This is a genomic window from Marinoscillum furvescens DSM 4134, assembly GCF_003386095.1.
Taxonomy (GTDB): Bacteria; Bacteroidota; Bacteroidia; order Cytophagales; family Cyclobacteriaceae; genus Marinoscillum; species Marinoscillum furvescens.
The window spans coordinates 88591-112160 of sequence record NZ_QREG01000007.1; the positions used below are offsets into that span (position 1 = coordinate 88591).

Below are 23570 nucleotides of genomic sequence, written 5' to 3' on the forward strand. Positions count from 1 at the left end.
CACAACTAATTCATGTCCGATTACGTAAATCAAGGCATGTTGCGGTTGGTATTTTTAGCGGCGTTGGGCCTGTCGTGTCTGTGCTCGTATGCACAGCTCAAGAAATTCTATACATTAAAGGAGTCGGCACAGTTTGATACTGTGTCATTCACATTAGAGGCTACCACTGGTAATTGCTTTTTAAAGTCAACTACCGAGGAGGGGCCTCTTTCTATTTATGGCAATCCAGACCTGGATAAGATCAATCCTTCTTTCCAGCGAAAAGTAGACAAGCGAACCTGTGAAGTATCATTGGCATTGCAAGAGTATAAGTCTTCCAGCTTGGGAGATGGGTTGCTATTTGCCATGATTAGAGATATGCCAGAAGATGATAACTACTGGAAAATTCTTCTGGATCAAGAAAAAGTATATCGCCTAAATCTTAATTATGGATTTGGTAGTGCAGATGTAGATCTGAGTGGAACCTCTGTTCAAAACTTCAAAGTGCGATCTGGAAGTGCAGATATTTTGGTGGATTATGACAATGGTGAGCCGAATAAAATTGCGATGGATACCTTTTGGGTGAAATCAGATATGGGCTCTGTAGTAGCCCGGCATCTGGAGCTCACACGTGCCAAATATGTGATGGCCAATGTGGGGTTTGGAAGGGCATTGCTGGATTTCAGTAAGTCCACAAATCAGCGCTGTATGGTGGATGCTTCAGTAGGAGCTGGTAATCTGGACATCTTCCTCCCCGGCAAAGAAGTGCCCATGATCATCTATTTTAAAGATAGTCCACTCTGTGGCAGGCGCATGGCAGATGGGTTTGAGGAAGTAGAAAACAATGTGTTTGTAAACATGAGCTATAAGGCTGATGCCGAAAACCTAATGACCTTTAAAGTAGACGTGGCACTCGGTAATGTGGCCTTTCACTATGATGACTGATCGTCATGTTTCAGTATGCTGTAACAGATCAGGTACTGAGCCAAACAGTATGTGGTCATAATCCAAATTGTAGCATAAGGAAGCGTCATCCAGAATTTGTTTATGGCTATCAAGCTATCTGACAATACAAAAAGTGCCGAGCCTATTACGCCAGTTTTGTAGCTGAAATGATTAGTGGCCTGATAGCGCCGCATAGCTGAAGTAAGCACCAAAGCCAAACAAAGTGTATATAGCCCCACCGGAGCCAATAGTTCACCCGGCACTTGCGGTGTGATCACCAGAAAGCTAAAGCCTACCACAAAGATTCCAGGTGTTAATTGCCAAAAAGAGAAAGACCTCTGCAGATTTTTGGCCTTGGCAAAAATCAACGCATAGAGCAGTTGGCCTATCAAAAAACACCCGAGTCCACTGATAAAATACCATTGGTTAGCCTGAAAGAGCAAGAAAATATCCCCTCCCCATGAAGCTACCAGTGCTGGGAATAACAACAACCGCGTGAGTGTTACATAGCCGTTTGCCTGGGTATACACCCAAAACATCAGCATGGGCATGAGTGCCACTTTGGACAGCTGAAAGTAAGCCTCGTGTGATATCAGGTCGGCGATGAGGTGGATAGCTATCAGTAGTATATAGCCACCGAGGAGTATTTTGGATTTCATTTCCGGGTGAAAAACTGCAAGTAAAGAAAGGCAAGAAAAGAAAAAAGACCTGCAGTACCAAATATTAGCGGAAAGCGCTCTGGATGTCCCTGATATACCGTGCCTGAAATGAGTGCACCAAGCCCTATGCCTACTTCAAGGAAAATAAACAAAGTGGCTACTCCTTTACCACGTTTAGCCTCCGGGCTCAAATCTATGGTCCAGGCAAACAGCGTGGGGGAGTTGAGTCCATACCCAATGCCAAACAAAAATGCGCCGGTAAAAAACTGATGAGTATCCGTGGAAAAGCCGAGTACGGTCATGCTGACAAATAAAATCAGGGTACTAAACCTTAGTACACTTCTGCGCCCGAACCTATCGGAAAGCTGGCCACCTATGACCCGTACCAATAAGGACGATGACGTAAATACGATGAAAAACAACCCACGATTTTTGATGTGAAGAAAATCGCTAAAGTCTGGAGCGAGAGTGATCACCGTGCCAAAGGCCAATGTAGTAAGGATCATTACTACAGATGGTGTAAGCACTGTGGGTTCATAAATGTCGGAGCGCTTGATTTTGAGCATGCTCAGGCTAAAGGGGCTTCTGTCGGCGAGCGTTTCTTTCATACCAATCAGGATTCCTACAGATGCAAATGCAAATGCCGCACTGGCGTAAAAGAGCGTGTTGATACCAAACTCCAGGTATATCCACGAGCCTATGGCCGGCCCACTCGCCATTCCTATAGAACCAAAGAAACTACTTATTCCTAAAGCTTCTCCTCGTCGGTTGGCGGGTACCATATCTGCAATGATCGCTGAGGTGCCTGTAGGCTTAAAGCCTGTAGAAAACCCATGAAAAAGTCGCAACAACAGAAAACCAGGCACAGTAATTAACACCGGATAGAGCAGTGCTGCAATGCCACTTACCATAGCTCCTACTACCATCACCGGAATGCGGCCCCACTTGTCTGTAAGTTTGCCACTAAAAGGGCGGGAGATACCTGCTGTCAAGGTAAACAATGCGATGATAAGGCCAATGTATTCTTCTCCTCCCATACGACTGAGATATGCCGGAAGCTCCGGAATAATCATGGTAAAGGAGGAAAAGAATAAGTAGCTGCTAAACGATAGCAACCAAAAGTTTTTGGAGTATCGTTTAAGCATTAGCTTTCTTGCTGATGAAGCAAAAATGACTTAATGTAATCATTGATATCTCCATCAAGTACATTTTGTACATCAGTGCGCTCGTGTCCTGTACGCGCATCCTTCACGAGTTTGTAAGGATGTAATACGTAGTTTCGGATTTGAGACCCAAAATCAATTTTCATTTTGCCGGCTTCCACTTTATCACGCTCTGCATTGCGTTTTTCAAGCTCTAGCTGGTAGAGCTGGGATTTGAGCATTTGCATGGCTCGCTCTCTGTTGGCAAGCTGCGATCGCTCCACCTGGCAGACTACCACGATTCCCGATGGTTTGTGGGTCAGCTGCACTTTGGTTTCCACCTTGTTTACATTCTGACCGCCAGCACCACCAGAGCGAGAAGTTTGCATTTCTATGTCATTAGGGTGGATGTCTATCTCTATGGAGTCATCGGCTACAGGATATACATACACAGAGGCAAAGGAGGTATGTCTCCGTCCACCACTATCAAACGGTGATATTCGTACCAATCGGTGTACGCCGTTTTCGGATTTCAAAAAGCCATAGGCAAGTGGTCCGTCAAACTCCAGGGTCACAGACTTAACGCCCGCTACATCACCTGCCTGAAAGTCCACTTCGCGTACTTTGTAACCGTTGGCCTCACCCCACATGATGTACATGCGCATAAGGATCCCAGCCCAGTCGTTGCTCTCTGTGCCACCAGCTCCTGGTGTGATCTGAAGCATCGCAGATAGCTGATCCTCCTCACTGGATAGCATCTTTTTAAATTCGAGCTCTTCTACCTCTTCCAGTGCTTTCTGATAGGCTTTTTCTACTTCTTCTTCAGAGCCCTCTCCCTCGTCTAAAAATTCCTGAAGCGTTTCCGCTTCTTCCACCGCGGTTTCTACACGCTCATAATGCTCTGTCCAGGTTTTCTTACCGCGAATGCCTTTCATGACTGCTTCCGCTTTTTCTGGATCATTCCAAAAGTCGGGTTGAGCCGTAACTAGTTCTTCTTCTTCTATTTCTTTTTTCTTGGCATCATAGTCAAAGATACCTCCTCAAGGCCGAAACGCGCGCCTTCAAGTCTTTCAACTGATCTGTTGTCATGTTGCTAGATTTTGATGTTTATTAATTGATCAGCGAAGTTATATATAATGCTCCTCTGAGTGTGCAGTTACGGTTGAAAAAACGAATGCTTTACTACCCTGTTTGTGGTATTTTGCATTGGTTTCGTTGTGATTTTACCAATTTAGGAAGCGTGTCAGCATATGTTTTTGTAGTTTCACTTGGAAACGAGCTTATTGATTTAGATATATCTAGAAAAAAGCATTGTGTGGCAGGTGTTTTTATGGAGGTAAACTTTGTAAGAATCTCCAACATCTGTTATTTTTGACAAACACCCCTTTATTGTATTTCCTTAGTTTTAGTAGCCCAAGAATAAAACCTTGTAATCCCAGCGGATTAAGGTAGTAGTAGAACCTTTTCAACCAGTTCAGAAGGTCTTAGAAATGTACATTATGTTTCTATCAAAAAAGCTCCCATTGGGAGCTTTTTTGTTTGAATATTACCAGTAAACCCATAGCTGTATTACCATGTGGAGCTTTGCATGCCGTGTACGGCTCTCATAATGTCTTTTTGTGATATTTGTCCTACAAGCTTGCCTGCGTTTACTACCGGAAAACGTCTTATTCGCTTATCTAGAAACATTTTAGCTGTGTCGAAAATGTTAGCTTCAGGGGAAATGAAGATCACGTTGGTGGACATGTGCTCGCCTACGGTGCCACTGAGACTTGGCATGTTGTTGTATTTGCCGCGCACCACTTCTTTCATGCAGTCACCTTCGGAGATGACTCCTATTAGTTCACCGTCTTCATTGACTACCGGACCTCCAGATATACGATGTTTTAAGAGAGTTTCGATTACCTCATCCATCTGCTGGTCAGGTTTGAAGGTGATGAGTTTGGAAGTCATGTAGTCACCAACGGTCACTCGCTGTGCGGTAGGTGCTGGTTTTGCGGCCTGTACGCCTCTGTAGCTTTTTACCATAGTGTTAAAGGGGTTTGGTCCAACTTATTAAAAGTTAGTGAAACCTAACCGAAATTCCTAATGACGATGGAAGGGAGATGAGTGCGAAAGGCCAAAAAAAAGCAGCTCCAGGAGCTGCTTTGTGCATTTTTTAGATTTTATAAATCCAGTTATGTGGATCTGGCAATTGGCCAGTTTTGATGCCGTTGAGCGTATTGAGGAATTCTGCTGAGTATTTCCAGTCACTTACCGGTGGTAGTTCGTAATCTACACCTTCGTGGTGGATGAGTTTTATTTGTGCTACAGTGGCAGCTGTACCAGCCCCAAAAGCTTCCTGCATACTCCCGTCTTTGATAGCGTCAATTACTTCAGTGACACGTACTGGGCGCTCTTCTACTTTCATGCCCTTGTCTTTGGCCAGCTGTATGATACTACCTCTGGTAATTCCGTGAAGGATGGTGTCTCCTGCAGGAGCTGTTACGAGCGTGTCGTTGATGATAAACATCAGGTTCATAGTGCCACTTTCCTCTACAAATTCGTGGGTTTTACCATCTGTCCAGATCAATTGGTTGAAGCCTTCTTTCTGAGCATCCACCGCTGGTTTTAGTGCTGCAGCGTAGTTTCCTCCGGTTTTTGCAAACCCAGTGCCCCCGGCTGCTGCTCGGGTATACTTAGTTTCTATCTTCACCTTTACGGGCTCTGCATAGTAGGCTCCTACAGGTCCGGTGATGATCAGAAACTGGTACTTGTCAGAAGGACGGATGCCAATATAAGGATCCATAGCAATCTGAAAAGGTCTAATGTATAGTGAGGTGCCAGGTGCTGATGGTACCCAGTCTTTGTCCAGTCTGATGAGTTCTGTCATGGCATTCATAAACAGCTCTTCAGGTACGGCAGGCATACACATGCGCTCTGCGCTTAGTTGCAGCCGTTTGGCATTGGCATCTGGTCTGAAGACCAGCACATCACCATTCTCAGTCTTGTTGGCTTTCAACCCTTCAAATATCGTAGACGCATAGTGAAGTGTTGTATTAGCGGGGGAGATTGAGAGGTCGCCATAAGGGACGATTCTCAGGTCTTTCCATTCGCCATCTTCATAGTCAGCCAAAAACATGTGATCGGAATATACTTTTCCGAACTGAGGGTTTTCCATATCCACTGATGGAAGTTTAGACGCTGTGGTCTTTGTGATGCTGATGTCCATAGTTTCGATCATGCCTGTCTTCTTTTGTCAATCTTCTTCTCCCGGACTCCAGGGAGTCTCAGGGGCATTCAGGATCTGGGCCATTTTACGGGCCATTACAAAAAAGTAGTCAGAGAGCCTGTTTATAAATACAATAATGGTGTCGTCTACGGGTTCTGCTTCAGCCAGGGCTGCGATGCTGCGCTCAGCTCGGCGGCAGACGGTTCTGCAAACGTGGCACAAAGATACAACCTCATGACCTCCGGGGAGAATAAAATTTCTTAATTCTGGCAGTTCACCAGAGGCTTTATCGATCCATACCTCAAGCTGTTTTATTTCGATATCCGTAATCTTTGGTAATTCGAATCCTGTGAAGCCGGGAGCTGTGGCCAAAATGGAACCAAGTGAAAATAAGTTTTCCTGAATCCAGTAAAACTGATTGCCGATTCGTGGTTCTACCTCTTTGTGGTCTTTGAGCAGACCAATAAAAGCGTTTAGCTCGTCTACATTGCCATAGGCCTCTATGCGCAGGTGTGATTTGGAAACTTTCTTGCCTCCTAGTAATGCTGTTTGTCCTTTGTCGCCGGTTTTTGTGTAAAGTTTTGTGCTCATACCACTGGGGCTGTTGATCGTACGTTTTCGTTGATAATATCTGATTCTATAAGTCCATCCTTTAGGCGAATAATTCTATGAGCATATTCCGCTATGTCTTCTTCGTGCGTTACCATGATGATGGTATTGCCTTTTTTATGGAGTTCGGCAAAAAGATCCATGATGGAATAGGAGGTTTTGGAGTCCAGGTTACCAGTAGGCTCATCGGCCAGGATAATGCTAGGGTTGTTGACCAGTGCTCTGGCTATTGCTACACGCTGGCGTTGCCCTCCAGAGAGCTCATTGGGTTTGTGGTATGCCCGCTCTGCCAGACCTACACCATCCAGAGCAGCCATGGCCATATCATCTCGATCTTCCTTGCTGTAGCCAGCATAGACCAGCGGTAGCGAAACGTTCTCTAATGCAGAAGCTCTGGGCAGCAGATTGAACGTCTGAAAAACAAAGCCAATTTCTTTATTTCGAATTTCGGCTAGTTCGTTTTCGGTAAGGTCACTTACGTCGTTGTTGTTGAGGATATACTGCCCCTCTGTAGGGGTGTCCAGGCAGCCAATGATATTCATTAGCGTAGATTTGCCAGATCCCGAAGGCCCCATAAACGCCACGTATTCTCCCTTTTCTATCTGAATAGAAATAGACTTCAGTGCATGGATGGTTTCGCTACCCATGGTGTAGCGTTTCTTTATTTCTTTGGTGTCAATTATGCTCATGATGCTATAAATCTAACCAAAAGATGTGGAATCTTTGGTGGAACTAATACACACTATATTGGTTAGAATATGTCGGAAGTAATCTGTGAAATATGTCAATGGTAGTTTTTCTGTTTCTATGGTTCTCGTTGCCCACTTTTGAAGGTTGGGACACGCTCCAAAAACTTGAGCTGGTAAAAGCCTATGATGAGTTTTTAGGAGAGGAGACAGAAGTGCCGGTTTTTTCTGAGGAACTCAAATCATTTGATGGAAAAGAAGTTACTCTTCAAGGCTATGTAATACCACTGCAGAGTAGTTTGGAGCAACGTTATTTTGTGCTTTCGCGATTTCCGTACAACAACTGTTTTTTTTGTGGCAATGCTGGCCCTGAAACCGTAGCTGAAATTTACACGGATAAAGTCTATTCAGATCAGGACCAGCATGTAGAAGTCACCGGCATTTTGAAGCTCAATGCCGACGATCCCTTGCACTTATTTTTCCTTATCGAGGAAGCAACTGTCCGTCCGGTTGGGGGCTAGCATTATAAATTATTTTTAAACTTTGATTTTTTGTGTGCGCACACATTTTTAGGTGAAAACCACCTTAATTTCCCTTTATCCTGATTTTTTGTCCCCAAAGAATATTTTGAAATATTGAAATTGGAAACGTTTTCAACATTCAATAATCCAGAAAAAGACAAATAATACCCTCATAAATTTCATATATCACAAAAAAATTGATTTACTTGATGGTGTCAAATCATCGAAGAAGTCGGTGAGTTGGCAGAGAAAAACGATTGTTTCATCGACTTAACCATTATGAAAAAAATCTACACTTCGGTGGGTGGATTCGCCTGCCTATTTTTCATGTTCGTGTTGAGTTTGCCTGCGTATTCACAGATGACTGTGAAAGGAACGGTAAGCTCGGAAGACGGGGAGACCCTCCCCGGTGTAACAGTACTGATCAAAGGTACCACTACTGGTACCGTGACTGATCTTGACGGTCAGTATGTCATTGGCGCATCAACAGACGATGTGCTTGTCTTTTCATCTGTAGGATTCAATGCCGTGGAGCTGGCAGTAAATGGCAGAAGCCAGATTGATGCTGTGCTCACCTATGACGTGCAGTCACTCACAGAAGTAGTAGTGACGGGGTATACCTCCCAGCGCGCAGAGGATATCACGGGTGCAGTGTCTATCGTAGATACTGAGGAGCTCAACAAAATCACAGATGCAAGTGTCCTGGGAAAGCTGGACGGACGAAGTTCTGGTGTGGTAGTGACTACCAATGGATCACCCGGATCACGAAATACCGTTCGTATTCGTGGGGTAAGCTCATTTCAGAACAATGATCCGCTCTTTATCGTGGATGGTGTGCCTATGCAGGACGCTTACATGAACTGGCTCAACCCAAATGATATAGAATCGATGCAGGTATTGAAGGATGCATCTTCTGCTTCTATCTATGGAGCTAGAGCCAACAATGGGGTGATCATCATCACTACTAAAAAAGGCAAGCCCGGTCAGGCAAGAATCACCCTAAATACGAAGACTGGAATTGCAACACCAGTGAAAGGATATGATGATTTTCTGATTCAGGATCCGTTCGACTATCATGAAGTGGTCAAGCGATCTCATGAAAATGCAGGATTGGCTGTACCACAAAACATTTACGGTGATCCGAATAACCCAAGTATTCCTAATTACCTGTGGCCAAATGATGGGGTAAACCAAACCAATAACCTGCAAGGTCAATTTGGAATTACTGAGGCAGATTATTCATTTCCAGACCAGCTAATCATGCCCGCAAGCGCAAACGGGACCAATTGGTGGGATGAGGTTTTTGATCCTGCCATGGTTCAAGATTACAACCTCAACATCTCTGGTGGCACAGGATCAGGGACCTATAATGTGTCTTTCAACTATTTTGATCAGGATGGTACGATGAAGTACAACTGGTGGAAAAGAGGTTCCATTAGAGCTAATAGTGAGTGGAAAGCGGGACGCTTTACAATAGGAGAAAACCTCGCAGTATCTATGGAGCGCAACTCTGGCGGTATGGGCTCCGGTGGAGGTGGCGAAAACACTGGAATCGGTCAGCTGATCAAAATGCAGCCTATCATTCCTGTTTATGACGTCTCTGGAGATTATTTCGCAGGTGCAAAGGCCAACACGTTAGGTAATGGAAGTAATCCTGTAGCTCAACTGTGGAAAAATAGAAACAACTCTTTCACGCAAGAGCGCATGGTGGGTAGTGTCTATGGGTCAGCAGATATTATCGAAGGGCTACAATTTAAGTCTACGTTTGGTTTTGACCTTTCGAGCAGTATCTACAAAGGGTTCAACTTCCCAACACCAGAAAACTCAGAGCCAAATACAGTAAAATCACTAGACGAAGATTACCGTCGTAACCTGAACTGGAACTGGACCAACATACTGACTTATAATAAAACCTTCAACCAAAGTAACTTCAGTGTGCTTGCAGGTTATGAGGCGGTTAAAACCTCCTACAATGGTATGAATGGTGATATGGCTGGTTACATCAATACAGGTACAGACTCCTGGTACATTCAGGATGCCCTTGGAGATCCAGGCACTAAGAATGTGAACAGTTTTGGTGGGTTTTCTACCCTTTTGTCTTTATTCGGAAAGATAGACTACAACTATGGCAACAAATACTATCTAAGTGGTACGATTAGAAGGGACGGTTCGTCAAACTTTGGGCCAAGCAATCGCTGGGGGGTATTTCCTGCGTTTAGCTTAGGCTGGAGGCTGTCAGAGGAGTCGTTCATGCAAAGCATGGCTTTTTTAGATGATTTTAAAATTCGTGCAGGCTGGGGTATCACAGGTAATCAAAATATTCCTGGAGGCAGAGTTGCCAATCAGTTTGGTGGCGGCACAGGTGATGCCTTTTATGACATTACTGGGAGCAACACAGGAATTACTCCAGGGTATAGATTAACCCAGCTTGGAAATCAGGATTTGAAATGGGAAGAAAATATTTCTAAGAATATCGGTTTTGATGCGGCATTTCTCGACGGAAAGCTGAACGTCGTTTTTGACCTATATAGTCGAGAGGTAAATGATCTACTTTATGATCCTGCAATACCGGCAACACAAGGAAATGCAGCTCCTCCTATTGTAAACATTGCAACTATGAAAAATACTGGGTTTGACTTCAGTATAGGATATAATACCAATATCGGTAGTGATGTAGTCTTTAGTGCTGACTTTATTGGTGCGCATTATAAAAATGAGATTCTCAAAATTGACGGTGATCAGGAGTCATTTTTTGGTCCTGTAGGAGGTCGATTTGGAAATATGACCATCAATAAGGTAGGGCATCCTATTGGTGCATTTTATGGATACGTAGTAGATGGAATCTTTCAGGATGAAACAGAGGTAAATGATCATGCCACACAAGATGGAGCCGCTCCTGGTCGATTCCGTTTCAAGGATATCAACGATGATGGAGTAATCGATCTGGAGGACAGGGATGTGATAGGAAGCTACCACCCTAGTTTTACTGGAGGTCTGAACTTATCTGTTCAATACAAAAACTTTGATTTTAGCGCATTTCTATTTTCGTCATTTGGTAATGATATCTTCGATATTACCAAGGAATTTACAGTGTTTAGACTGTTCAGCACGAACGTTCGCGCCGATCGTTTGACTGATTCATGGGAAGAAGGTAAGTCGGATGCCAAGTATCCGCGTTTGGATCAGGATGACAGCTATAGTAGTGCATACAGCAGCTTTTATGTAGAGGATGCCTCTTATGTCCGTTTGAGGAACCTACAGGTGGGCTACACTGTGCCAAACCTCACGGGTGTCAATTTGAAGGTGTTCGTTCAGGCTCAGAACTTGTTTACCATCACGAGCTATTCAAATATTGACCCGGTTTTGCCATCATTTGATACAAGCGGAACTGGAGGAAGTACCTCAGATCAGGCACAAGGTATAGACAGAGGAAGTTATCCAAACAACCGCATGTTTACGCTTGGTATTACTGCAGGCTTTTAATCAAAAAATTGAAGAACAATGAAAAAGTTATATAAACTCATATTGACCTTCATCATTACCGGTGCAGTGCTTTGGGCTTGTAGTGATGATTTTTTGGATGCTCCAGCACAAGGAGTATTGGATGATAAAACTCTGGCGAATCAGCTCGGGGTAGAAGGCAACCTCATTTCTGCATATTCACTGCTCGATGGCTGGGCAGGGTATGGCGGCTGGGGTGGTGCCGGTAGCAACTGGATTTTTGGAAGTGTGGCTTCTGACAATGCCTACAAAGGCTCCGAGCCAGGCGATCAGCAACCTACTCAAGATGTGGAACTCTACCAGTGGTCTACTGGTGGTGTTTCAGGATATCTCAATGATAAGTGGAGAGTAGTGTATGATGGTGTAAAACGAGCCAATGCGACTATCACTCTGTTGGAATCCGTAGAAGATATATCAGACGATGATCGCGACCGTATTTTAGGTGAGGCACTGTTTTTACGTGCACATTATCACTTTGAAGCATGGAAATTTTGGAAAAATGTTCCGTATTACACTGAAGATGATGAGGACTTCAAGAAAACCAACGTAGGCACCGATCCGGTTCCTCTGATGCTCAAAGACCTGGATGATGCTATAGCTATACTGCCGACAGAGCAGGATGACATAGGTAGAGTCACCCAATGGACGGCCAAGGCTTATAAAGGACGAATTCAAGTGTACTCTGGTGATTATGCTGGCGGTCTTACTACGCTTCGTGATGTGGAAGCCAATGGTCCATATGATCTGGAAGAGTGCTATCATGATGTGTTCTCGGCTTTTCATGACAATGGGAAAGAAACTGTATTGGCTTACCAGGCATCATCTAATGACGGAAATCCTAATGGAGACAATGGAAACCGAAATGATCGACTAAATTTCCCACATGGTGGTAGTCCGTTTGGGTGCTGTGGTTTTCATCAGCCTTCCCAAAATCTGGTAAATGCCTTCAAAGTAGATGCCGACGGATTGCCTATGCTAGACGGTAGTTTCAATAATGCAGATGTAGCAGCGGGAGATCCTGTGGATCCTCGACTAGACTGGACTGTAGGACGAGATGATGTACCCTTTCTGGATTGGGGGGTGCATGCGCCTGGGTGGATTCGTGATCGCAGCTGGGCTGGACCGTATTCGCCGAAGAAAAACATCTACGAGAAGAATAGTCCTGCGCAAAGTTCAGTTGGTTGGGCAAACTATCAGCTTCATGCTATGAACATGCACTTGTATCGATATGCCGATGTACTCTTGCTTCTGGCTGAAGCCGAAGTGGAGGCTGGTTCGCTGGAAAATGCTCGTGACATTGTCAACCGCATTCGAACCAGAGCAGCCAATTGTGCGCAAGGTCCTGATGGGGTGAGCGTTTCTACTGGTATTGATGATGCCGCTATCACCTGGGCAAATTATCAGATAGGCACCTACGACACGCCATGGACTGATCAGGCCGTAGCTCGAAATGCTGTGCGCATGGAGCGTAGGTTAGAGCTGGCTATGGAGGGACACCGCCTATTCGATCTCAGAAGATGGGGTATAGCTGCTGAGGTGCTCAATAGCTACATAGATGTAGAAAAAACGAAGCGCAATTACCTAACTGCCGCTTCCAAGTTTGAAGCGAAACATGCCACCTACCCGATACCGCAGCCACAAATAGAGGTATCTAAGGAAGGTAGTGAATCCACGTTGGTGGACGAAAACTGGTAATAGTGTGATTTTAGGACGACAAATCCACAATGATGAAAATTGGCTTGCTTCTTCGGAGGCAGGCCTTTTTTTAATTCCTCACCAAGATTTTACTGACCGCTTTTTTTGAGCCATACATATTGGCTAATTTCAACGGAAATAAGACCTCCTGGCCAAAACCTAAACGAGTATATGCGTCAATCTCAAAGATTTTATTGGTGCCTACTGGTGCTGTGCAGCATCTGGGCCTGTGCTCCTTCAGATAAGGAAGCTACATCTGTAAACCAACCGATACCTAACTTTGAGCCCCCACAAGATGCGTTGTTTGAGCTTTTAGATTCCACTCAAAGTGGGATAGATTTTTTGAATCAGGTAACGGACGGCAAAGACTTCAATGTGATCAACTATCGCAACTATTACAACGGAGGAGGGGTAGCCGTCGGTGATGTAAATAATGATGGATTACTAGATGTATTTTTTACCAGCAACCTGAATGCTAACCGGCTTTACCTCAACAAAGGAAGCCTGAGGTTTGAGCTGGCCGATGATGCGGTCGTAGCTGGTAGCCGAGCCTGGAGTACTGGGGTAACCATGGCAGATGTAAATGCAGACGGCTGGCTGGATATTTATGTGTGCAACTCGGGAGATATCGCCGGAGACGATCGTGAAAACGAACTGTTTATCAACAATCAGGACGGTACCTTTACAGAACAGGCTGAAAATTTTGGTCTCAATGATCTGGGCTTTTCTACACATGCCGCATTTTTCGATTATGATGGTGACGGAGACCTGGACTGTTACGTGCTCAACAACAGCTTCAAAGATCCTAGCAGAATTAGGATCTCAAAAGACACACGAAATCAACCCGATGAACTTGGTGGAGATAAACTTTATCGAAACGAAGACGGACAATTTGTAAATGTGACCCAGCAGGCGGGACTTTACAGTAGTGCCATTGGCTTTGGGCTTGGCGTGGTGATCGCCGATGTAAACCAGGATTTATTGCCTGATATTTTTGTTTCTAATGATTTTTGGGAGCGCGACTACCTGTATCTAAACCAGGGAGATGGCACCTTCTCTGAAGACTTGCGCACCCGCACAGCCATGATTTCGGGATCTTCTATGGGGGCTGATATTGCGGACCTTACCAATGATGGAGCACCAGAGGTCTTTACCACGGACATGTTACCAGCAGACAACTACCGCTTAAAAGCTATGACGGTGTTTGACCCTTTTCACTTTAGGGATTTGAAAGCTCGGGAAGAATACCACCACCAATACACTCAAAACACACTGCATTTAAATAAAGGGATGGGAGAGTTTGTAGAGATCAGTGGACTGGCTGGTGTCTCCGCCACGGATTGGAGCTGGGGCTCATTGCTATTTGATTTTGAAAATGATGGATATAAAGACATTTATGTAAGCAATGGCATTTATCACGACATTACGTATTTAGACTTTGTGGATTTTATTGCCGACCGAGAAAATATCGACCGGATTGTGAAGGAGAAAGGCCGTGTTGATTTTAGAGATTTTTTGGCCCACCTCCCTTCCACCCCGATAGCCAACTATGCCTTTGAAAACCAGCAAAACCTTCGGATGAAAAACAAGGCTCATGCACTGGGGCTGGCCTACCCATCATTCAGTAATGGAGCGACTTATGCAGATTTGGACAATGACGGTGACCTGGACTTACTGGTCAATAATGTAAACATGCCCGCGATGCTATTTAAGAATCGTACGGACACGCTTCGCGATCATAACTATGTGAAATTCATGTTTTCAGGAGGAGCCTCAAATCCGTTTGGCATTGGAGCCAAAGTGACCCTCTATGCTGGTGGTAAGCTGTTTAGCGCTCAAAATTTCACCAATCGTGGATTTCAGAGTAGTACTGCACCAGAGGTAGTGATAGGTGTGGGGAGTATTACTCAGCTGGATAGTGCGGTCATTGAATGGCCAGATGGTAGTGTGCAAGTGCTCAATCAAATTGAGACCAACCGTACACACCAGGTAAATCGAGCGGATGCTTCGAAAAAAGCTTTCTCTGCCGTCAGCACAGAATCCGTCATTGTGGAGGTGTCTGATCAGCTATTGCGGAGAAAGCAAAGCCACCGCGAAAACCCGTACAGTGATTTTGATTTTCAGCGCCTGATGGTCAAGACTATGGCTACAGAATCTTCCAGGATTCTAACAGCTGATGTCAACGGAGATGGCAGAGATGATGTGCTACACCTCTCATCAAATGGAGATGAAGACAAGCTATATATTCATGGTAAAAAAGGATTGTCGCTCATTCCGGGCTTGTTTAGTGCTGACAAGGAGTTTGAAAGTACTTGTGGTGCATTTTTAGATATAGACAGGGATGGAGATCAGGATTTGATTATTGGCTCCGGAGGAAATCATCACGACCACCCATCGCCACCGGTTAGGTTTTACGAAAATCAGGGTATTGGCAATTTTTCGCCCAAAGGGAACGTGCCGGACCTCTCTGGAAGTTTTGGCGCCATCAAAGCACATGAGTCAGGTGAAGAGTCCTTTGTGTTTTTCGGTGGTCGTGCTATTCAGGGTCAGTATGGCAAGGTGCCACGCAGCTATTTGCTCAAAATCAGTGGAGGAGCCTGGACTGATGTGTCTCCCGCTTACCTGGCCAATTGTGGCATGGTGACCGATGCTACCTGGGCCGACGTGGATAGTGATGGCGATGCAGACCTGGTTGTCGTGGGGGAATGGATGGCCGTGACTATTTTGGAAAACAATGAAGGGAAGTTTGATCCCATGACTTTGCCGGGTACAAGGGGGTGGTGGAATGCCATCGTGCCTGCCGATCTCGATGGTGACGGAGATACTGATTTTGTGCTGGGCAACTGGGGTGAAAATACCGTGCTGAAAGCATCTGCCGAGCGCCCACTAAAACTTCATGTCAAAGATTTTGACAACAACAGCCAGGTGGATCCAATCCTAACAGCCTACGCTCCAAAGGACTCTGTTGACTATCCTTTTGCCACAAAGGCTGACCTCACCAGGCAGCTCCCCTATCTCAAAAAGAGGATTTTGAAGTACGACCAATATGCTCGAATGACCTTCGAAACGTTGTTTACAGACAAGGAAAAGCTCGGTGTACTTTCTCATCAGGCTGAGACCCTTAGCAACTCTGTGCTTTGGAACAATGACGGAGTGCTTTCTCTCGAACCTTTGCCGGCAATGGCACAGATCTCTCCTGTTTATGCGATAGTGGTAGATGATTTTGATGCTGATGGCTATCAGGATATTTGGATGGCAGGCAATCTCCATGATCTGGCACCACAGCTGGGCAGGCAAGGAGCTAGCAAGGGAGTGATGCTGCGCGGAAATGGAGCGCGTGGTTTTAACTATGTGAAGGAAGCCGAATCGGGGTTTTATCTCAGCGGAGAAGTGAGAGATGCGGAAAAACTCGAAATTCAAGGTGAGGTGCACTATGTGGTGTCTGCAGTGGATCAGCCTATTCGGATTTTTAAAAAGAACTAAATCATGCGATACGATACAATCACAAAATCGATCAAATTGCTACTTGTGGGTGTGTGCCTGAGTTGCCTTTTTTCTTGTGAGGAAAAACACCAGTTTCAGTTGCTCAGACCTTCCGATACGCAGGTGTTTTTCGAAAACACCATCACGGAGTATGATTCGTTTAACATCCTCACTTTTGAATATGTCTACAACGGTGGTGGGGTAGCACTAGCTGATTTTACCAATGATGGCTTAGATGATGTGTTTTTTACAGGAAACATGGTTTCTAATCAGCTCTATATAAATAAAGGAGCCATGGAGTTTGAAGATGTAACGGCACAGGCTGGAGTGGGAGCAGCTGATCGTTGGTGCTCAGGTGTGGCTGTGGTGGATATCAATGCGGATGGATGGAAAGATATATATGTGTGTGCTACGGTAAAGCCCCAATCCAGTGAACGCAAAAACTTACTTTTCGTCAATCAGGGAATACAGGATGGAGTGCCTGTATTTAAAGAAATGGCGGAGGCTTATGGCATAGCGGATACTAGTCACACTACTACAGCTGCTTTTTTTGATTATGATCGTGATGGAGACCTTGACCTCTATCTGGCCGTAAACGAAATGGATCAGGCCCGTATACCTAATGTGTATAAGAAAAGCCATACGGACGCCAAAATACGTGTAGACAAACTCTATCGCAATGACCAAACGGGTGAGGGTACTCAGCCGGTGTTTACGGATGTATCAACAGAGGCCGGAATCATTTACGAAGGTTACAGCTTGGGGGTGAATGTAGCTGACCTCAATCAGGATGGATGGAGTGATATCTACGTGACCAACGACTACCTGACTCAGGATTTGGTATATATCAACAATCAAGACGGTACGTTTACCAACCGCTCGAAGGATTACCTCGCCCATACCAGTTATTCGGCTATGGGTAATGATGTAGTGGATATCAACAATGACGCACGCCCGGATATCATGGCTGTGGACATGCTGCCGGAGGACAACTACCGTAAAAAGACCATGATGATGGGCAACAACTACACGAACTACATCAACAACGAACGGTATGGCTATCAGTACCAGTGTGTACGCAATACCTTTCAGGTCAATCAGGGAATGAACCCCAGGTCGGGAGAGCCGGTATTCGGAGATGTGGCGTTTATGGCTGGAGTTTCTTCTACAGATTGGAGTTGGGCACCGCTTGTCGCCGATTTTGACAATGATGGCCTCAGAGACCTGATCATCACCAATGGTTTTCCCAAAGATGTCACCGATCGCGATTTTTCTGATTACAGCGTAGAGGTTGCTCGCTTTGCGAGCAAGAAGCTGTTGCTCTCGAAAATCCCTTCTGTGAAAATAAAAAACTACGCCTACAAGAACGTAGATGGGTTACGGTTTGAAAATGTGACCGAAGATTGGGGGGTACGGTTGCCTTCATTTTCTAATGGAGCGGCCTATGCCGATCTGGATAATGATGGTGACCTGGATTATGTGGTCAACAACATCAATGACCCGGCCTTTATTTATGAAAATAAAAGCACGGAGCGACAACCTGAGAATCGTTGGCTCAAAGTTACCCTTAAAGGGATCGGAGACAACCCTGATGGTTTGGGGGCCAAAGTTCGGATTACTACAGACCTGGGTACGCATTACTGGGAACAAAGCCCTTATAGGGGGTATCTGTCTTCGGTAGGATTTGAAGGGGTGATTGGTCTGGGTGCTGCCAGTGCTATTCGTTCAGTGGAGGTAGTTTGGCCTTCAGGTCGCCAGCAAACCCTCACTGAAGTGTTGCTCAACCAGGAAATAGTACTAGATGAATCCAATGCAGCGAATGCTCCGGCCAGCAATGCCACCGGTTCAAGTGCGCTTTTAGCACCATTGGCGGAGGATTCCTTTGATGGCTATGTACATATTGAGGAGGACTTTATTGATTTTAATGTGCAGCCTCTGCTGCCGCATAAGCTATCGCAATATGGTCCGGGACTGGCTGCGGGAGATGTAAATGGCGATGGACTTGACGACCTGTATGTAGGAGGGTCGCTTTTTGAAAAGGGAGTCTTTCTGCTCCAAAACGAACAAGGGCAGTTCGAACAAAAGGATTTATTAACGGGAGCGTCAAATGAAGGCGAAGAACTAGGGGTACTGCTCTTCGATGCGGACCTGGATGGAGACTTGGATTTGTACCTTGCTAACGGATCCAATGAGTTTGCGGCAGGTGACACCGTCTATCAAGACAGACTTTATGAAAATGTAAATGGGGAGTTTGTTCATCGGGTAAATGCACTCCCAGAATTTTTATGGAGCAGTGGGGCGGTGCGCGCTGCAGACTATGATGCCGATGGAGACCTGGATTTGTTTGTAGCTGGTAGGCAGGTGCCGCATCTGTACCCTGCGCCAGCTTCGAGTTATCTGTTCAAAAATGTATCTACAACAGAGCGGCTGGTTTTTGAGCTGGATGGTCAAGCTTCTGAATTGTTTAAAGAAATAGGGATGATCACTGATGCACTCTGGAGTGATTTTGATGGTGATGGTGATGCAGATCTGGTTACAGCTGGGGAATGGATGTCTATTCAACTGTTTCAAAATACGGATGGGCAGCTGACCAACGTCACTCAAGCTGCTGGGCTAAACGCCTTTGTAGGCTGGTGGAATAGTCTCGTTGCGGGAGATTTTGATGGTGATGGTGATATGGATTACCTCGCAGGAAACCTTGGTCTCAACAGCATCAATCAGGGAAGCCCACAGCATCCGGTGACAATCTACGCGGCAGATTTTGATCAGAATGGTGGCTGGGATGCGGTACCCGGAGTTTACCTGCCCGGCCCATCGGGAGCATTGCAGGAGTATCCTTACTTTGGTAGGCCTGACATGATCAAACAGATGACACGCATAAAGGATCAGTTTGCGTTTCATGCTCAGTATGCTCAGGCTACACTTCCCGAAATGTTTCGGGAGGGTGAGTTGGACAGTGCACTGGCGTACAAAGCCAATTATATGCAGTCTGCATACCTGGAAAATCAGGGTGACGGTACCTTCACCGTACAGGCGCTTCCACTAGAGGCTCAGGTGGCCCCTGTATATGGCATGCTGCCAAAAGATGTAGATAGTGATGGTCACCTGGATGTGATGATAGTGGGCAATGATTATGGTACAGAGGTCATGCAGGGGCGATTGGATGCCTTTAAAGGTCTGGTGCTTAAAGGTGATGGGACAGGGCATTTCGTACCAGTTCCTCTCACCCGATCGGGTTTTTATGTGCCAAAAGACGCCAAAGCACTTGTGGAATTGAGAGGTGCCAGCGGCAGAGATATACTGGTGGCCAGTCAAAATCAAGGTGAACTAAGGGCGTTTTCGATAGGCGATAGCGCAGGTTTGGTGATTTCCTTACAGCCCAATGACTTCCAGGTAACTTACCGCGATGCGAACAATCAAAAGGTAAAGAGAGAGGTGTACTACGGTCATACATACCTCTCCCAAAATAGCCGATATGTAAGGCTTCCAGCTGGCGCCACAGAGGTGATGGTTACCAGCTTTGACGGCAAGTCCAGAAAGCTTTAAGCCCGATTATACACCTTGAGTACTACGTCCCGTAGGGGGCTGCCATGCTCAGAAAGCAAATGCGCAATGTTTGCTGCCAGTGCCTCAGGAGTCACCCAATCGCTAAAATTTGCGTCGGGCATGCCTTCCCGGTTAGGAGGTGTGTCAATGATACTCGGGACTACTAGTGATGCCTGTATATTCTGGTTGTCTGCATCCTCATTGATGATTTCGGCTAGTTTGGCTACTGCCGATTTGCTAATGGCATATGGTAGCACAGGTCCGGCACCACCTTCCTGTGCTGGTTTAGCGCCGATAAAGATTAGTTTGCCACCACCTGTTGTATTCATCCAGTTGATGGCTTGCTGTGCCGTGTGATAGGCCGTAAAATAGTTTAGCTGGAGCATCTGTAGCATGTCCTGGGATGAGGATTCACGGATATTGCCCATCCCAAAACCACCTACTAGACAAATGACACCATCTAGTCGTTGGTATTTTGACTTTAGCTGATCAAAAAGTGCCGCTGTTGCATTTTCGTCAGTTAGGTCACACGGAAAAAAATCTACAGCGCTTTCAGGAGCCTGGCTACCAGGGCGGGTGGTCCCTATAACTTGGTAGCCCTGATCGAGCAGTTTCTTACAAACGGCAGTTCCCAGATTTCCGGTTGCACCGGTTACTAATACATTTTTAGGCATTGTTGCTTTAGTTTTAGGGTTATAACAGGATATTGACCGCTAAGTTATGGAAGATTCTAAATCCAATTTTTTTAAAGATGTGCATGAGGTGGCACGGTTGATTCCCGCAGGCAGAGTTACTTCATACGGTGCTATTGCTGCTTATCTGGGGGTAAAACGCAGTGCCAGGATGGTGGGCTGGGCCATGAACCAGGCCCATGGCGATGAGAGCATTCCAGCGCACCGGGTGGTCAATAGGATTGGCGTGCTAAGCGGCAAACACAATTTTTTGGGTGGCCCAGAGGTGATGCAGCAGCGACTAGAAGCAGAGGGTGTTCGTGTCCAAAAGGATCAGGTGCAGGATTTCGATCAGGTATTTTGGGACCCGATGGTGGAGTTGGGGGTGGACTAGTAAGTGAGGATTTTGTTAAGGCTGGTTTTCAGAAAATCAATTTGCTCAGGTTCGATGGTCCCTATTTTTCGCTTTAATCTCATCTTAGCCAGTGACCGGATGTGAAAAATTAGTGTTTCGCTGGCGGTTGGTAGATTGTTAGTACTGTTGGGTTCTAGTACCAGATTTCCTTTATAGCCTTTCACACTGGAGGTTAATGGACAGACGATGACTACAGAAAGTAGTTCGTTCATCATATTCCCACTCAGAATAACCACTGGGCGAAAGCCAGACTGTTCGCTTCCTTTAGTTGGCTCTAAATCTGTGTACCAGATTTCTCCCTGTTTCATTTTGGTAGCTGCTTCACATATTCGGCCATCCCTTCTTCAGCGATATTCATGATTTCCTCGTCCTGGCCCGCCATTCGGTAAGATTGGATGTACTCAGCTTTATCCAGCTGCTCGAGGTAGATGCTGAGAGCACGTTCGATGATCCGATTTTTGGGGAGTCCAAGCTTTTTGGATTTTTGTGCAAGCTGTTCTAGTAGCTCATTGGGGAGTGAACTTGTGAAAGTGGTCATATTCATATTTATGTTTTGTAAATATAACTACTTTCACTCGTAATTAGTTCTTTCTAATCAGAAGCAGTCACACGACCAGGGGCTCAACTATGAAGTTAGATTGATTATTTCTCTAAATTCATATTCTCTAGAATCCCGTGCTTTCTCAATCCATTTTTAGGATTTCTTTTGGCATTGTAGAAGGCTAATTTTATTTGAAGATATGGACCTAAAATAGCCATAGTAAAGAAAATACTTGCAGAAATACCCAGTGAAAGGGTTAGATTAATCCCAGAGATTGTTCTAAAAACAATTAAAGGGAGTACAAAAAAACCAATTACAAGAGTTAGTAATACGGGAAGATATAACAGCCTCTTGTACGACAGCCTCAAGGCTTTCTTGAAGTTTTTATTTGTTAGAGGAATCGGGTCAGCGGTGTAGTAATCTTTATTTTTCCTTACGATGTAGCTATTGATCCGTTTCATTTCGTATTCTTGTCAAATAAGCGTATGCATTATTTCCAAAAAAAACTTTATTAATAAGTGTCAGTCCTTTCTTCTAATCAGAAGCAGTCCCACAAACGTGAGCAATCCATTGAGTATGAGGATTTCAAAACCAAATTTATAGCCACCAAACCAGGCCTCTGAGTTGATGTTGACGAGGTAGGAAAGAGCCGGTGCTGCCAAACATACCCACGGTACCAAGTGGTCTTTTACGTTGATTTTGGTGAAAATCCCTAGTGTAAACAGGCCTAGTAGCGGTCCATAGGTGTAACCAGCAGCTATAAATACTGCGGTGATGACACTGCGATCATTGATGGCCTGAAAAATGAGTATAACGACAAACAGCACCAGCGAAAACCCCAAGTGAACAAGCTTGCGCAGGTTCTTTTTCCGGTGGTAATTTTTTGGCGAGAAGCCGAGAAAATCCACACAAAAGGAAGTGGTAAGTGCTGTAAGTGCTGAGTCTGCACTGGAGTATGCAGCCGCGGTGATGCCCAGCAAAAACACAACAGCTCCTACCGTGGAGAAGTGGTTGATGGCGAGCTCTGGAAACAGATAATCGGTACGCTCAGGAATGGCAATGCCACTGATTTCGCTGTATTGGAACAGGAGCAACCCCATGCTGAGGAAGAGGAAATTGACGATAACCAAAATGATGCAAAACCAAAATACATTTTTTTGTGCATCGCCAAGCGTGCGGCAAGTCAGGTTTTTTTGCATCATGTCCTGATCAAGTCCTGTCATCACAATGGCTATGAAGGCACCAGAAAAGAACTGCTTGTAAAAGTTGTTGCCACTTTGCCAGTCCCAATTGAAGATCTGGCTGCGTGCGTCACTAAAAAGGGAGGTGGTCATTTCTCCAAAAGACCAGTTGAGTTCGCTTTGGATAAACAAGATGCTTACGATCACCGAAGCAATCATAAACGTGGTTTGGAGTGTGTCGGTCACCACGATGGTTTTGATCCCACCACGAAAAGTGTATAGCCAGATGAGGATGATGGTGACGAGCACCGCCACCCAAAAGGGTAGCCCAAAGGCGTCAAAAAAGCTGATTTGTAATACGCCTGCTACCAAAAACAAGCGGAAGGACGAGCCGATAATGCGACTAATCAAGAAGAAAAACGCTCCTGACTTATAACTCCAAAAGCCAAAGCGCTCTTCCAGGTAAGTGTAGATAGATACCAGATTGAGCTTGTAGTAGAGCGGTAAAAGGACTTTGGCGATTACGAAATAACCGACCAAATAGCCCAAGACCACCTGAAAGTAAAAAAAGTTGCTGTTGCCTACTTCGCCAGGTACGGAGATAAACGTAACTCCGGATAACGAAGCTCCGATCATGCCAAAGGCGACCAGATACCAGGGAGACTGACGGTTGGCGTTGTAAAAATCACCGTCTTGTGCATTGCGAGAAGTAAACCATGAAACACCGATTAAGATTAAAAAATAGCCTAGAATAATGCTTCCAACGAGTACGGGGTTCATTCGTG

At 45.3% G+C, this 23570-nt stretch carries 19 protein-coding genes; 7 read left to right on the forward strand and 12 right to left on the reverse strand.

Going from position 1 to position 23570, the window contains the following annotated elements; all coding sequences use genetic code 11:
• Positions 1–12 precede the first annotated feature (12 nt).
• Positions 13–924, forward strand: a complete 912-nt coding sequence (locus C7460_RS09235; protein WP_115867811.1) for a hypothetical protein — start codon at positions 13–15, stop codon at positions 922–924.
• On the opposite strand, the gene C7460_RS09240 is transcribed toward C7460_RS09235, so the two are convergent.
• The 7 genes from C7460_RS09240 to C7460_RS09270 all read right to left on the reverse strand — a co-directional run bounded on the left by C7460_RS09240 (position 912) and on the right by C7460_RS09270 (position 7234).
• Positions 912–1583: a lysoplasmalogenase gene (locus C7460_RS09240; protein ID WP_115867812.1), complete on the reverse strand. Its 672-nt coding sequence runs from the start codon at positions 1581–1583 to the stop codon at positions 912–914. The two genes, C7460_RS09235 and C7460_RS09240, sit on opposite strands and share 13 nt — an antisense overlap.
• Positions 1580–2728: an MFS transporter gene (locus C7460_RS09245; RefSeq protein ID WP_115867813.1), complete on the reverse strand. Its 1149-nt coding sequence runs from the start codon at positions 2726–2728 to the stop codon at positions 1580–1582. Before C7460_RS09245 ends, C7460_RS09240 begins: the two co-directional genes overlap by 4 nt.
• A protein-coding gene (prfB, locus tag C7460_RS09250) for a peptide chain release factor 2 (protein ID WP_115867814.1) occupies positions 2728–3814 on the reverse strand; the annotation gives its coding sequence in 2 pieces (ribosomal slippage) (positions 2728–3753 and positions 3755–3814; 1086 coding nt in all). Before prfB ends, C7460_RS09245 begins: the two co-directional genes overlap by 1 nt.
• Before the next feature lie 480 nt (positions 3815–4294).
• Entirely contained in the window at positions 4295–4753 is a 459-nt protein-coding gene (locus C7460_RS09255; RefSeq protein ID WP_115867815.1) for a CBS domain-containing protein, read from the reverse strand.
• Between the two features lie 130 nt (positions 4754–4883).
• Positions 4884–5948 (reverse strand): branched-chain amino acid aminotransferase, encoded by a 1065-nt coding sequence (locus tag C7460_RS09260; protein WP_115867816.1) that lies wholly within the window; start codon positions 5946–5948, stop codon positions 4884–4886.
• A 15-nt stretch (positions 5949–5963) separates the two neighbouring features.
• Positions 5964–6527: a cob(I)yrinic acid a,c-diamide adenosyltransferase gene (locus C7460_RS09265; protein WP_115867817.1), complete on the reverse strand. Its 564-nt coding sequence runs from the start codon at positions 6525–6527 to the stop codon at positions 5964–5966.
• Positions 6524–7234: an ABC transporter ATP-binding protein gene (locus tag C7460_RS09270; RefSeq protein WP_115867818.1), complete on the reverse strand. Its 711-nt coding sequence runs from the start codon at positions 7232–7234 to the stop codon at positions 6524–6526. Before C7460_RS09270 ends, C7460_RS09265 begins: the two co-directional genes overlap by 4 nt.
• Before the next feature lie 92 nt (positions 7235–7326).
• On the opposite strand from C7460_RS09270, the gene C7460_RS09275 reads away from it, so the two are divergent.
• From C7460_RS09275 to C7460_RS09295, 5 genes are all read left to right on the forward strand, one after another.
• Positions 7327–7752 (forward strand): hypothetical protein, encoded by a 426-nt coding sequence (locus C7460_RS09275; RefSeq protein ID WP_115867819.1) that lies wholly within the window; start codon positions 7327–7329, stop codon positions 7750–7752.
• Between the two features lie 279 nt (positions 7753–8031).
• Complete coding sequence (locus C7460_RS09280) at positions 8032–11235, forward strand: SusC/RagA family TonB-linked outer membrane protein (protein ID WP_115867820.1); 3204 nt, start codon at positions 8032–8034, stop codon at positions 11233–11235.
• Positions 11236–11253: 18 nt separating this feature from the next.
• Positions 11254–12948 carry a RagB/SusD family nutrient uptake outer membrane protein gene (locus tag C7460_RS09285; protein ID WP_115867821.1) on the forward strand — a complete coding sequence of 565 codons (1695 nt, stop codon included), beginning with the start codon at positions 11254–11256 and terminating at the stop codon, positions 12946–12948.
• A gap of 171 nt (positions 12949–13119) precedes the next feature.
• Positions 13120–16431, forward strand: a complete 3312-nt coding sequence (locus C7460_RS09290) for a VCBS repeat-containing protein (protein WP_147302897.1) — start codon at positions 13120–13122, stop codon at positions 16429–16431.
• A gap of 3 nt (positions 16432–16434) precedes the next feature.
• Complete coding sequence (locus C7460_RS09295) at positions 16435–19977, forward strand: VCBS repeat-containing protein (RefSeq protein ID WP_115867823.1); 3543 nt, start codon at positions 16435–16437, stop codon at positions 19975–19977.
• Here C7460_RS09295 and C7460_RS09300 read toward each other — a convergent pair.
• Complete coding sequence (locus C7460_RS09300) at positions 19974–20651, reverse strand: SDR family NAD(P)-dependent oxidoreductase (RefSeq protein ID WP_115867824.1); 678 nt, start codon at positions 20649–20651, stop codon at positions 19974–19976. The two genes, C7460_RS09295 and C7460_RS09300, sit on opposite strands and share 4 nt — an antisense overlap.
• Positions 20652–20697: 46 nt before the next feature.
• Between C7460_RS09300 and C7460_RS09305 the strand changes: the two genes are divergently transcribed.
• Entirely contained in the window at positions 20698–21042 is a 345-nt protein-coding gene (locus tag C7460_RS09305) for an MGMT family protein (protein ID WP_115867825.1), read from the forward strand.
• On the opposite strand, the gene C7460_RS09310 is transcribed toward C7460_RS09305, so the two are convergent.
• The 4 genes from C7460_RS09310 to C7460_RS09325 all read right to left on the reverse strand — a co-directional run bounded on the left by C7460_RS09310 (position 21039) and on the right by C7460_RS09325 (position 23565).
• Entirely contained in the window at positions 21039–21371 is a 333-nt protein-coding gene (locus tag C7460_RS09310) for a type II toxin-antitoxin system PemK/MazF family toxin (RefSeq protein ID WP_115867826.1), read from the reverse strand. The genes C7460_RS09305 and C7460_RS09310 overlap by 4 nt on opposite strands.
• Positions 21368–21601, reverse strand: a complete 234-nt coding sequence (locus C7460_RS09315) for a ribbon-helix-helix domain-containing protein (protein WP_115867827.1) — start codon at positions 21599–21601, stop codon at positions 21368–21370. Before C7460_RS09315 ends, C7460_RS09310 begins: the two co-directional genes overlap by 4 nt.
• 104 nt (positions 21602–21705) lie before the next feature.
• On the reverse strand, positions 21706–22065 hold the full coding sequence (locus C7460_RS24050; protein WP_115867828.1) for a hypothetical protein: 360 nt from the start codon (positions 22063–22065) through the stop codon (positions 21706–21708).
• A gap of 60 nt (positions 22066–22125) precedes the next feature.
• Positions 22126–23565: a sodium:solute symporter gene (locus tag C7460_RS09325; protein ID WP_115867829.1), complete on the reverse strand. Its 1440-nt coding sequence runs from the start codon at positions 23563–23565 to the stop codon at positions 22126–22128.
• Positions 23566–23570: the final 5 nt, after the last annotated feature.